Source organism: Nocardia sp. NPDC006630 (assembly GCF_040611495.1).
Taxonomy (GTDB): domain Bacteria; phylum Actinomycetota; class Actinomycetes; order Mycobacteriales; family Mycobacteriaceae; genus Nocardia.
Genome location: NZ_JBEXOK010000001.1, coordinates 572,660 through 585,069, shown reverse-complemented (window position 1 = coordinate 585,069; position 12,410 = coordinate 572,660). Strand labels below are relative to the sequence as shown.

The 12,410-nt window shown below is 68.8% G+C and carries 9 protein-coding genes and 1 pseudogene; 4 read left to right on the top strand and 6 right to left on the bottom strand.

What is annotated here, in order from left to right:
• Positions 1-40: 40 nt before the first annotated feature.
• Entirely contained in the window at positions 41-796 is a 756-nt protein-coding gene (locus tag ABZX86_RS02635) for a lipid droplet-associated protein (protein ID WP_355119270.1), read from the bottom strand.
• Positions 797-949: 153 nt separating this feature from the next.
• Between ABZX86_RS02635 and ABZX86_RS02630 the strand changes: the two genes are divergently transcribed.
• Positions 950-1,951 (top strand): 4-hydroxy-3-methylbut-2-enyl diphosphate reductase, encoded by a 1,002-nt coding sequence (locus ABZX86_RS02630; protein WP_355119268.1) that lies wholly within the window; start codon positions 950-952, stop codon positions 1,949-1,951.
• An 86-nt stretch (positions 1,952-2,037) separates the two neighbouring features.
• Here the strand turns inward: ABZX86_RS02630 and ABZX86_RS02625 are convergent, their stop codons facing one another.
• Entirely contained in the window at positions 2,038-3,048 is a 1,011-nt protein-coding gene (locus ABZX86_RS02625) for a DUF6542 domain-containing protein (protein ID WP_355119266.1), read from the bottom strand.
• 76 nt (positions 3,049-3,124) lie between these two features.
• Positions 3,125-4,273, bottom strand: a complete 1,149-nt coding sequence (locus tag ABZX86_RS02620) for a DNA recombination protein RmuC (RefSeq protein ID WP_327142005.1) — start codon at positions 4,271-4,273, stop codon at positions 3,125-3,127.
• 186 nt (positions 4,274-4,459) lie between these two features.
• Here ABZX86_RS02620 and ABZX86_RS02615 point away from each other — a divergent pair.
• From ABZX86_RS02615 to ABZX86_RS02605, 3 genes and pseudogenes are all read left to right on the top strand, one after another.
• Positions 4,460-5,590, top strand: a pseudogene (locus tag ABZX86_RS02615) (exonuclease SbcCD subunit D); the annotation flags it as partial.
• 355 nt (positions 5,591-5,945) lie between these two features.
• Complete coding sequence (locus ABZX86_RS02610; protein ID WP_355119264.1) at positions 5,946-9,272, top strand: SMC family ATPase; 3,327 nt, start codon at positions 5,946-5,948, stop codon at positions 9,270-9,272.
• A 118-nt stretch (positions 9,273-9,390) separates the two neighbouring features.
• On the top strand, positions 9,391-10,035 hold the full coding sequence (locus ABZX86_RS02605) for a dihydrofolate reductase family protein (RefSeq protein WP_355119262.1): 645 nt from the start codon (positions 9,391-9,393) through the stop codon (positions 10,033-10,035).
• A 6-nt stretch (positions 10,036-10,041) separates the two neighbouring features.
• Here ABZX86_RS02605 and ABZX86_RS02600 read toward each other — a convergent pair whose 3' ends face one another.
• The 3 genes from ABZX86_RS02600 to ABZX86_RS02590 all read right to left on the bottom strand — a co-directional run bounded on the left by ABZX86_RS02600 (position 10,042) and on the right by ABZX86_RS02590 (position 12,408).
• Positions 10,042-10,557: a methylated-DNA--[protein]-cysteine S-methyltransferase gene (locus tag ABZX86_RS02600; RefSeq protein WP_355119260.1), complete on the bottom strand. Its 516-nt coding sequence runs from the start codon at positions 10,555-10,557 to the stop codon at positions 10,042-10,044.
• On the bottom strand, positions 10,554-12,053 hold the full coding sequence (locus ABZX86_RS02595) for an AlkA N-terminal domain-containing protein (RefSeq protein ID WP_355119258.1): 1,500 nt from the start codon (positions 12,051-12,053) through the stop codon (positions 10,554-10,556). The genes ABZX86_RS02600 and ABZX86_RS02595 overlap by 4 nt, the downstream gene beginning before the upstream one ends.
• Positions 12,054-12,156: 103 nt before the next feature.
• A complete protein-coding gene (locus ABZX86_RS02590) occupies positions 12,157-12,408 on the bottom strand; it encodes a YbdD/YjiX family protein (protein ID WP_355119256.1) in 252 nt (83 codons plus the stop codon).
• Between the last annotated feature and the right edge of the window lie 2 nt (positions 12,409-12,410).

The following is a 12,410-nucleotide window of genomic DNA, read 5'->3' as shown; positions in this document are numbered from 1 at the left end:
GGGCAAACCCCCCTGACGATCGGCGCTACTGGATCTTCGGTCATTTGGCCTTAACGGTGGCGATCCGGTTCGTCAGCATGGTGACGAACGGGGCGCGGTCGCGGGTGCCCTGTTCGTATGCCAGCAGCGTGGCCAGATCGTCGATGGTGAGCATGCGCAGCCGGGCGCGCAGCTGCGCCAGGGTCATGTTCGGGTAGTCGTAGCGGGTGGCCACCTCGGGCTCGACCACCGCGACGCTGCCATTCTGATGGCCGTTGGTCGAGGCCTTGGAAGGCGTTGCGGGGGCTGCGATTTCGGCAACCTCCGGCTCGGCCACGGCTACGGTCTCCGGCGCGGTGCCAGCAGCCGCCTCCGGCTCGGTGACGGCAGCCGCCTCCGGCTCGACGGCCGATTCCTCGGCGCCGGGCTCGGCGATCGGTTCCGGTTCGGCCGCAATCGGTTCGAAGACGGGCGCGGCCGGGGTTTCGGTGACCGTTTCCTCGGCGACGAACAGGTCGAAACTGCTCTTGCGTGCCGATTCGGGTGCGGCGCTCGGGGTTTGCTCGAAGGACTCGTCCTCATCGAACGTCGCCCATGCCGGCTGTTCTTCCGGCTGATTGATCAAACGGTCGAAAACGGCATCGCCTTTGAGGGCGAGGCTGGTCACGAACTGCTGGAGATGCATGGTCGTCTGCAGCATCTGACTGATCGCGGTGATCGGGAAATTGATCGCGTTGGTCGGTAGCCGACGAGTTTCCTCGAGGGCATAGACGGCAGCCCCGGCGGCGACCCGGGCCAGGAACGGAGGTCGGAACATGCCCCTAGCCTGCCCGAAACGCACTGTGATGCAAAGGCGAGAAGTCGCCAAATGTGATTCTTTGTCCTATTTGCCCTTGACTGCACGTGCGTCCGAGCCGCCGAACCAGCCGGAGCGCAGCGCGGGAAAATCAAGCACAGTATTCTGGTGGGCATGTCCTCGGCTATCCCTTTGAACGTCGGAATCGTCCGGTCCGTGGCAGGTGATACCGACTCGCCGAAACGGGTACTGCTCGCCGAACCTCGTGGTTACTGCGCCGGTGTCGACCGCGCGGTCGTCACTGTCGAGAAGGCGCTGGAAAAGCATGGCGCCCCCCTCTATGTCCGCAAGGAGATCGTGCACAACCGGCACGTGGTGGAGACGCTGCGGGACCGCGGTGTGATCTTCGTCGATGAAACCGACGAGGTGCCGCCGGGTGCGGTCGTGGTCTTCTCGGCGCACGGTGTCTCGCCGGCGGTGCACGAGTCGGCCGCCGCGCGTGATCTGCACACCATCGATGCCACCTGCCCGCTGGTGACCAAGGTGCATCAGGAGGCCAAGCGCTTCGCTCGCGACGACTTCGACATTCTGCTCATCGGCCATGAGGGCCATGAGGAGGTGGAGGGCACCGCGGGTGAGGCGCCGGAACACATTCAGCTGGTCGACGGCCCCGACTCGGTCGACAAGGTGACCGTGCGCGATGAGAACAAGGTGATCTGGCTCTCCCAGACCACGCTGTCGGTGGACGAGACCATGGAGACCGTGCACCGCTTGCGCGCGCGGTTCCCGAATCTGCAGGATCCGCCGAGCGATGACATCTGCTACGCCACGTCCAACCGTCAGACCGCGGTCAAGGCCATGGCCCCGGCCTGCGATCTGGTGATCGTGGTCGGTTCGCGCAATTCCTCCAACTCGGTACGGCTGGTCGAGGTCGCGCTCGGTGCGGGCGCCAAGGCCTCGTATCTGGTGGATTACGCCCGCGAGGTCGATCCGGCCTGGTTCGAGGGTGTGCGCACCATCGGGCTCACCTCGGGCGCCTCGGTGCCGGAGATTCTGGTCGAGGGTGTGCTGGAATTGCTGGCCGAACACGGTTTCGGTGATGTGCAGCCGGTGTCCACCGCCAATGAAACCCTGGTTTTCTCGCTGCCGCGTGAATTGCGTTCCGCACGAGGCTGATTCACCTCCGATAACGCTGATTCACCTCGGATAGCGAAAATCCCCGCACTCTCCGGTGCGGGGATTTCTGTTTTCTGCGTCTGTTCTCAGCGTTCGATGCGGCCGGAATCTCGTTCGCGGTAGCGCACATTCGGGCGCGGGTGCGGTGGCACCTCGGGGTTCGCCGCACGGCGGCGGCGGGGTTCCGCCGCGGGGTTGGCCGCCGGGTTGGCGCGGTCGGGCGGGGGCCTGCGATCGACCGGAGGCTTGCGATCCATCGGCGGTTTGCGGTCCATCGGGGGCTTGCCGCGCTCGGCGGGCGGCTTGCGATCGACCGGAGGCTTGCGGTCCGGGGCGGCCTTGCGGTCCGCGGGCGGGGTGCGCTTGCGATCGGCCGGGGGCTGCCGGTTGGCGCCCGGTTGACCGGGGGCCGCCTGGCGATCCGGTGCGCCCACGCGCGGCGGGCGAGCGGCCACCCGGCCCCCGGGCGCCCGGCGGCCCGCTGCCGGGGTGGACGTGGGTGGATCGCCCGCGTCCTGCGCTGCCGAGGCAGGGCCGAAGCGTCGTCTGGCGGGGTCCTTGGCGGCGGCCGCGCCGGCGCGCTGGGCGCGTGCGGCTCCGGTGGGCCGCGGGGTCCGGGTCCGCGGGGTGCGCGGCGTGCTGTCCGAATCCTTGTTCTGCTCGCGGCGGTTCAGCACCACTCGCACCGCACCGACGATCAGGACCAGCACGGTGGCCAGCGCCATGGTGGGAAAGCGATTCACCAGCGGGATGGCCAGATTCAGCAGAATGTCTTTGAGCTTCAGGCTGCCGGAGTTGCCGAGCAGCAACTGATAGGAGATCGGCACCGCGACGAACAGCAGCAGCGGGGGCAGCACCATGGTGGTGAAGAGCCCGCGATACCGGACGACGAGCGCGGCCGCGAGGCAGCCGATCACGTACAGCGTCGCGAAGGTGCCGGTCAGCTCGGAGCCGCCCTGCTTATCGATGAAGAATCCGATGAACGTGCAGGTCACGGCAATGAGCACAGCGGCGCCCGCCGGGACGCCGGGGACCGTCGGCAGGATCGAACGGTGCGACGGGGGCACCTCTGCTCGCTCACGCTGGGTAACTGCCACGTCAAGCACACTAAAGCATGCAGCTGTTCCGCGAGGGAGGCGACATCATGCGGTGATCCGTAATGGCATTGCCCTATTAGTCGGATTCAGCGAATCCAACGGCCCGAGGCCAGGTTTCCACCTGATGTAATTCCGGCACCGGGGTGTCCGAAATCTCTAGATCATGAAGTTTGCGGGCCGTCACCATGACTCGTGTTTCGACCGAGGCGACGGTGTGATTGAACGAGTCCACCGCCTTGCCGAGTTGTGCGCCCAGCCGATCCAAATGGCGGCCCGTGGTGCCCAGCCGCGTGTACAGCTCGCGACCGAGCTGCTGGATCAACGCCATATCCTGCGACATGGCCTCCTGCCGCCAGCCGAGCGCCACCGTGCGCAGTAGCGCGATCAATGTGGTCGGGGTCGCGAGTACCACATTGCGGCCGAAGGCGTACTCGAGCAGACCCGGGTCGGCGCCCATCGCGGCATCCAGGAAGGGATCGCCGGGCACGAACAGGACAACGAATTCCGGGGACGGATCGAATGCCGCCCAGTACTCCTTCGCGGCCAATTGATCGACATGATTGCGCAGGTGTTTGGCATGGCGTGCGAGGTGGTGATCACGCTCGCGCGGCTCCTCGGTGGCCGCGGCCTCCAGATACGCGGTGCACGGCACCTTGGCGTCCACCACGATCTGCCGGCCGGCGGACAGGCGCACCACCAGGTCGGGCCGAACCACGCCCTCGGTGGTTCCCGTGGTGCCGGCGCGGCGGGTGACCTGGGTGTCGAAATCGCAGTGCCGGGTCATGCCCGCCAGTTCGACCACGCGCTCCAATTGGATTTCGCCCCAGCGGCCGCGCACCTGCGGCGCCCGTAGCGCGGCGACCAATTGCCCGGTCTGCGTGGAGAGGTGGAGCGAGGTGCGCTGCATGCCCGCAACCTGTTCGCGCAGGCCGGAATACGCGTTGATGCGATTGTGCTCGACCTCCTGGATATGCCGGTTCAGGGTGCCGACCGCCTCGCGCAGCGGTTCCATCATCGAACCCAGGGCGTGCGATTGCCGCCGTGCCGCATCCTCACTGGCAGCACCCAGCGACTGATGCAGTAGCCGCTCGTTGTCGTGCATGGCCGAGAGCCGGGCCTCGGCCACCGCCGCGCGCTGACCCGCGCGCGCGGAATGCCCGAGCCAGCCCAGGCCGAGTCCGGCGAGGAACACCAAAAGCAGCGCGAACAGCATCGGTGCGGTCATGGGTGGCGAGTTTGCCCTATGCCACCGACAAAACCGCGAAAGCGGCAACTGCGTGGCAGCTTTCGACGGAGCCGGTCGGCGCGCCGGGGTGCGAAGTTTGCCCGCGCCCGCAATACACCGGCGTGTTTCCGAAAGCGCGCGAGGGTACGGATGAATCTGTCGGAGGGATCGCCTACGTTTTGCGGCATGCGAATCCTGCACACCTCCGACTGGCATATCGGCCGCACCTTTCACGGTGTCGATCTGCTCGCCGATCAGGAGTGTTCGCTGCGCGCCATTGCCGAACTGGTGGCCGCGGAGCAGGTGGATGTGGTGGTGCTGCCGGGGGACGTCTACGACCGCTCCATTCCGAGTGCGGACGCAATCGCGGTGTGCAATCGCGGTTTCGAAGCCATCCGGAACGCCGGGGCGGCCATTGTCGCCACCTCCGGCAATCACGACTCGCCCACCAGGCTCGGTGCGCTGGGGAGTTTCGCGGCGGCGGGCGGGCTGCATCTGCGGTGCGGGATATCCGAAGTGGCACGGCCCGTAATGCTGTCCGACGCGCACGGAGAGGTCGCTTTCTACGGCATCCCATACCTGGAGCCGGAGATCACGCGCGCGGAACTGGGCGTGCCGCAGGCGCGTTCGCATGCCGAGATCCTGGATGCGGCCATGCGCTTGATCCGGGGCGATCTGGCCGAGCGGGCCGGGGTGCGGTCGGTGGTGCTGGCGCACGCCTTCGTGGTGGGCGGTGAGGCCACCGGATCGGAGCGGTCCATCTCGGTGGGCGGTGTGGAGACGGTGCCGCTGGGGGCCTTCGACGGTATCGACTATGTGGCGCTGGGACATTTGCATTCGCCGCAGACGCTGTCGGAATCGGTGCGGTACTGCGGGTCGCCGCTGCCGTATTCGTTCGGCGAGCGGTCGCAGCGCAAGGCGGTGTGGATTGTGGACGTGGACGCCGACGGTTTGTCGGCGGTGTCGCGGCGCGAACTGCCGGTGGTGCGCGGGCTCAGTCAGCTCAGCGGAACACTGGAGGAGCTGCTGGACGCGCCCGAGCATGCCGGGGCCGAACAGGATTACGTCTCGGCAACGCTGACCGATCACGCGCGCCCGGTCGATCCGCTACGGCGGCTGCGCGAGCGCTTTCCGCACGCTGTGCACGTGGAATGGGTTCGGCCCGAAGGCAATCCGGAATTGCACTATCGGGAGCGCGTGCACGGTCGCCGCGATACCGAGATCGCGCAGAGCTTCCTCACCGATGTGCGCGGTGTGCCCACCGCGGGTGAGATGACGTGGCTCGAGCGGGCGCTGGCCGCTGCGGTGCGGGAGAAGGAAGGCTCGACGCGCACCCATGGTGATCAAGCGGGTGATCGGTTCGGCGGCACTGCCGGAGAACGGGGGACGGGCGGTCTTGTGCGCGACGCCGATGCAAGCGGGGACGGTAGGGTGCGCGTCTCCGGCACTGCTGCGGCGGGTGGGCGTGTCGCCGATGACGGGAGCAAGCGGCTATCCGGTGCCGACGAGTTGGACGGGGATCCTGAGCTCTTCGGTCTGGTGTCGCCCGAATCCGATGGTGGCGCAGGCGAGTTGACTGCATGAGTCGCATTTGTCGCGACGCGGCGGCGTGTCCTGCGGGCGCTCGCGCGTGCGGGGTTGTTGGATGGGCGGAGATCGAAGGGGACGGCGCGTGCGGCTGCATCGACTGGAACTGACCGCCTTCGGCCCGTTCGCCGAAACGGCCGTGGTGGATTTCGACGAGCTCGGGGCCGACGGATTGTTTCTGCTGCACGGGCAGACCGGCGCGGGTAAGACCACGGTGCTGGATGCGGTCGCGTTCGCGCTGTACGGCAGTGTGCCCGGGGCGCGCGGGGAGAAGCGGCTGCACTCCGATCACGCCGATGAGCAGACGCCGCCGCGGGTGCAACTGGAGGCGACGCTCGGCGGCAGGCGATTGCGATTGACACGTTCGCCCGAATTTCAGCGGCCGAGCTCGCGCGCGAAAAGCGGCTGGGTCAAAGAGAATGCCTCCGCGACACTGGAATGGCTGGACGGTCGCGGCCAGCACCTGTCCCGAATTCCCGATATCGGCGATGAGGTGCTGCGCCTGCTCGGTATGAGCGCCGACCAGTTCTTCCAAGTCGTGCTGCTGCCCCAGGGCGATTTCGCGCGATTCCTGCGCGCCGACAACGAGGATCGGGAAAAGCTCCTCGAAAAGCTTTTCGACACCGAACGATTCGGTACCGCCGAACAGTGGCTGATCGATAAGCGCCGCGCCGGCTCCGCCGATCTCGATACCCGCAAACAGGGCATTGACCGCCTCATCGCCCGGGTCGGCACGGCAGCGGGTCTGGCCGCGACCGAAACCGCCGGTCCGCTCGAATCCGTCGAATGGTCGCAGCGGCTGCTGGTCACCGCCCGCGACGCGCTCACCGGCACCACCGCGGAACTCGAACAGCGCCAGGCCGATTCCACCCGCGCCCATGCCGCGGCGGAAGAGCAGCGCCGTCTCCACGACCGCCACCGCCGTCTCACCGAGGCCCGCACGCAACTCGACGCCTATGCCTCCGGCGCGGCCCACCGCGACACCCTGCACACCGAACTCGACCGAGCCCGCCGCGCCGAACCGGTAGCCACCGCCCTCGCCGAGGCCCGCTCCGCCGCAGTAGCCCTGCGCCGCCGCGAGGACGACGCCACCCGTACCGCCGAACAACTCGCCGACCGCCTCCTCGAACCCGCCAGCGCCGAACTCGACGGAACCGCCTGGGCCGCCGCCGATCTCGCCACGGCTGAACTGGCAGGCGGTGACCTCGGGGCAGAGCTGGACTACCTGGAGAAAAACGCCGCCGCCGAATCCGTCCGCGGTGGCGCATTCCCCTCCTCGCCGAGCGATGACCCGGCGAACTCCGGTGATCGGCATCCCGGCCTCGGCGCCGAAGACAGCGAGGCTGAGGCCGAGTCGATGGGCAGTGCTGCCGGGTCGATGGGCAGTGCTGCCGGGTCCCACTCGGGCGCAGCCGGACCTGGTGCGGCGGTCGGTGGTTCGGGCGCGAATCGGGTTCGGGGGTTGGAGGCGGCTGTGCAGCGGTGGAGTGCGCAGATGGGGGCCTTGGATGAGGTGCGGGCGGATGCGGAGTCGGCTACGCGGCTGACGGGGGAGCTGGCGCGGTTGCGGGAGGAGCAGCGGGGGCTGGTCGAGACGGTGCGGAAGGTTACCGAGCGGCGGGGGAAGGTGCCAGAAGTTATTGCGGGGGTGGAGGTTCGGTTGCGAGGGGCTGCGGATGCCGCAGCGGGGCTGCCGGTGTTGGAGGCGGAGCGGGAGCGGTTGCGGGCTGCCGCCAAGGCGGCGCTCGAATTGGAGCGGCGGCAGGGGGAGCTGACGCGGGCGAAGGCGAACTTCGAGGCGAGGCGGACCGCGCATCTGGATGCGCGGGAGCGCACGCTCGCGCTGCGGGAGCAGCGGCTGGCGGGAATGGCCGCCGAGCTGGCGGGGGCGCTCGTGGAGGGAGATCCGTGCGCGGTGTGCGGGTCGGCCGAGCATCCCGCGCCCGCGCGAGCGGGTGAGCTGGCGGTGTCCAAGGAGGCGGAAGACGCTGCGGTGGCGGCGGAACGGGCCGCCGAGACCGCGCGGGAACAGGCCGGGCAGCTGGTCGCGGAGTTGGAGCGCACCATCGAAGTGCTCGTCGAACGCGGAGGCGATGCCGATAAGGCGGAATTGGCGAGCGGTCTGGCCGCCGCCGAGACGCGGTGGGCCGAGGCGCGGGACCGGGCCAAGCTGGCGGAAGGTCTGGCCGCGGAGCTGGATCGGCTGCGCGCCGAGGAAACCCGGCTCCAGGACGAGCTGCGAGATGGCGAAAGCCGTAGCAGCGCAACGATGGAACGCATGGTGGCCACCGACCGCAGGCTTGCCGAACTCACCGAGCGGCTGACCACCGCCGCGGGTGCGGACGGCACCGTGGACCGTCGTCGCGCCCGCCTGGATGCGCTGGTCGCGGCCGCCACGGCGCTGCGTGCGGCACGCACGGAGTCCGTGCTCGCTCGCGAACAGGTTGCGGCACTGGCCGTCCGGGTCGAAAAGCTGTCGTATGACGCGGGTCTGGTCGACACCGCCCCGCCCGTCATGGGCGACACCGGCCCGGACTACAGCGTCCTGGCCGAATACGCCCGGGCCGTCGATGCCGCCTCGCGCACGGCCCAGCGGCAGGCCGATATCGAAGCCGAACTCGTCGCTGCCGACCGTGCCCGCTCGCATGCGGAAACCGTGCTGGCCGAACCGGAGATCCAGGCCGCCGCCGGTATCGCACTCGGCGATCTCGCCGGGCTGGAAGCCGCTGTGACACAGGCGCAAACGGCTCTCGAACGCGCCGTCGCCGCGCACACCGTGGCCGCCCGGCGGGTCGAGCAACTCGAAGAACTGTGCACACAGCTGTGGGCGGCTGTGGACAGAATCGCACCCATCCAGCAGGCGCACGACGAGCTAGCCCGTCTGGCCGATGTGGTGGCCGGACGCGGTGAGAACAATCGCCGAATGTCCCTGCGCTCCTACGTACTCGCCGCCCGCCTGGAGGAGGTGGCCGTCTCCGGCTCGGTCCGCCTGCGCCGCATGTCCGGCGGCCGTTACGAATTCGTCCACACCGATGCCGCCGGCCCGCGCGGCCGCCGCGGCGGCCTCGGCCTCGACATCCGCGACGACTACACCGGCGCCATCCGCCCCGCCAAAACCCTCTCCGGCGGCGAAACCTTCATGGCCTCACTCTCTCTCGCCCTGGGCCTGGCGGATGTGGTGGCCGCCGAATCCGGCGGCCTCGTCCTGGACACCCTCTTCATCGACGAGGGTTTCGGCAGCCTCGACGCCGACACCCTGGACGCGGTCATGGGCGTCCTCGACGAACTCCGCTCCGGCGGCCGCGTAGTCGGGGTGGTGAGCCACGTGGATGAAATGCGCCAGCGCATCCCCAGCCGCCTGCACGTCATCCGCGGCCGCACCGGCTCCCGCCTCGAAACCGCCCTGGGCTGACCACCGCACAACGGTTTCGGTCGTCGCGCATCATGCGGTTCCGGTTCCGCGAGCACATTGTCGGTGGGCATCGGTAGATTCCGCACCAATTGCAGTTTGCCACCAGAAGGGGTTCGTGATGGCACAGTCGGTCCGCGTTCAGAACTTCAACCTGTCCAGCGATGGATACGGAGCCGGGGTGGGGCAGAGTCTCGATCGCCCGTTCGGCCACGCCGATCCGAGTGCGCTCTTCTCCTGGGCGGGCGCCACCGCGCACTGGGTCAACCGGACCGACCCGGGTGGGAGCTACGGTCTCGACGACTACCTGACGCGCGATTTCGCGAACAATATCGGCGCGGAGATCATGGGGCGCAATAAGTTCGGACCGCAGCGCGGACCCTGGGAGAACTACGACTGGGAGGGCTGGTGGGGCGACGAACCGCCTTTCCACACACCGGTTTTCGTCCTGACCCACCACGTCCGGCCCTCGATCACGCGCGGGGAGACCACTTTCCACTTCCTGGACGCGTCCCCGAAAGAGGCGCTGGCGCAGGGATTCGCCGCCGCCGACGGCAAGGATGTGCGCATCGGCGGCGGCGTGGCCACGGTCCGGGCTTTTCTCGAGGCCGATCTGATCGACCAGATGCACTGCGCCGTATCGCCGGTCGAACTCGGCGGTGGTGAACGGTTGTGGACCGACCCCGCCGAACTCACCGACCGCTTCCATCTGGAGCGGATCCCGAGCCCGAGCGGGGTTGTGCACCACCTGTTCTGGCGGCGGTAGCCGAGGTCAGTGCGCCTCGTGGTCGAGCAGCCAGCGCTTGACCGGCAGACCCCAGCGGAAGCCGCCGAGGGTGCCGTCGGTGCGGATGATGCGGTGGCAGGGGACGAACAGGGCCGCGGCGTTGCGCGCGCAGGCATTGGCGGCGGCCCGGGTGGCGGCGGGGCGGCCGGAGGCGGCGGCGAAATCGGTGTACGTGATCGGTTCTCCGCCGGGCACTTTGCGCAGCACCTCCCAGGCGTGCACCAGGAACGGGCCGGAGAGCTGGCGGACGGTAATGGCGTCGATGGCCGCGATATCGCCCGCGTGGTAGTCCACGACGGCCTTGGTGACCGCGCCGAGTGAATCGCGTTCGCGGATTTCGGCCGGTCGCAGGGTGGTGTGGATGAGCTGGCGGAGGTTCTCCGCATCGGCGGTCCAGCCGGCGGCCAGCACCGCGCCGTCGGGGTCGACGAGGGCGGTGAAGGGGCCGGCCGGGGTGGTCACAGTGGCGAAATCGGCGGCAGCAGAGGTGGATCGGGTCACGGTACTGTTCTCGCTTTCCGGGCGCCGGGGGCGCCATCGGGGACGGTGGCAGGGTGGGCCAGGGCGTGCTTCCACAGATGCATGGTCAGATAGGAGCGCCAGGGCGCCCAGCGGGCGGTATCGGTCAGATCGATGCCGAGCAGACCGGCGCCGCGGCGGACGATCAGATCGGTGTGCAGCAGCACGTCGGGATCGGCCAGCAGCCGCATGGTGACGTAATCGGCGGTCCACGGGCCCACACCGTCGAGGGCCAGCAGATCGCGCCGGAGTTCGGTGGCGGTGCGCCCGGAGTGCAGGACCAGGTCACCGTCGGCGAGGGCGCGGGCGGCGGCCACAATGGCTTCGACGCGCTTGGACGGGCCGGTCAGCACCTCGGCGCCGTGTTCGGCAATGGCCGCGGCGGTGGGGAACAGGTGCGCGACCGGTCCGGGGATGGATTCGCCCAGGTTCTGAACCAGCCGGGCGCTGTGGGTATTGGCCGCCGCTACCGAGATCTGCTGTCCGATCATGGTGCGCAGCAACAGTTCCGGTCCGTCGAGGCAGCCGGGCACCCGAATGCCGTGGGAGAGCACCACGCCCGCTCTGTTTCCGGCCATGCCCGCCGCCAGCGCCTCGTCGATGCCGACGGGATCGGCGTCGAGGTCGAGGAAGTGGCGTAGTCGGGCGACGGTCGGCGCGAGATCGCGCATATCGTGCAGCGCCAGCGAGGCGCGGACGTGCCCGGGCTGCACGGACATGCGAACGGTGGTGTGGCCGTGCGGGGTTCGCAGACTACGGGTGTAGACCCCGTCCTCCCACAGCTCCAGCCCGGGCACGGCGTGCGAGGACAGGAACCACTCCAGCCAGGGCTTGTCGAGCGGCTCCCGGTACGGAAGCCGCAGCGTCAGCAGGCCATTGGTGGCCGGCAGCGTATCGCCGTTGCGGCGGCGGGATTCATCGCGCAGCGTGGTCGGGCTGACCGCGAAGACCTCCCGCACGGTGTCGTTGAACTGCCGGATGCTCGCGAAACCGGCGGCGAACGCGATATCCGACATGGACAGCGGCGTGGTCTGGATGAGCAGCCGGGCGGTATGCGCCCGGTGCGCCCGGGCCAGTGCCAGGGGTCCGGCGCCGAGTTCGCTGGTGAGGACCCGGGTGAGCTGGCGTTGTGAATAGCCGAGGGTATCGGCCAGGGCGGGCACGCCGCCGCGTTCGATCACACCGTCGGCGATCAGGCGCATGGCGCGGGCGGCCAGGTCGGCACGGGTATTCCACAGCGGGGAGCCGGGGGCCGCGTCCGGCAGGCAGCGGCGGCAGGCCCGGAATCCGGACTGCTGGGCCGCAGCGGCCGTGCGCAGGAAGGTGACGTTGGCAGGTTTCGGGGTTATGGCGGGACATGAAGGGCGGCAATAGATTCCGGTGGTGCGCACCGCAGTCACGAATTGCCCGTCGAAGCGGGCATCCTTGGTTGCCACGGCGCGGTAGCACCGCTCGAAGTCCAGCTCGTTCGCACTCACAAGATCCACGATCGCAGGATGCGGCCGACTCCGCTAGCGGAAATAGGACACCACTATCAGCGGAAAAACGACACGCCGGGAGTGAGGCGACGCCGGTAGGTCCTCAGCAGCAGCGGTTGGCCGGGTTTCGGGCTGCCGCGTCGTGGCGGTCGCGCCAGTAGCCGCGTTCGCTGGGGATCGGGGCGTCCGGGTGTTGCAGCTGTAGATGCTGGACATAGCGCTGGTAGTCATTGCCGCCGAGGATCGAGTTGAACCACCAGATCAGCGCGCGTGCGGCCCGGAGAACAGCGCGCCCCGCCGTCCGCAGGAAGCCTGCGGAGGACGGGGCGGCCGGGTCGGTCATAGCGGAGGTCACCA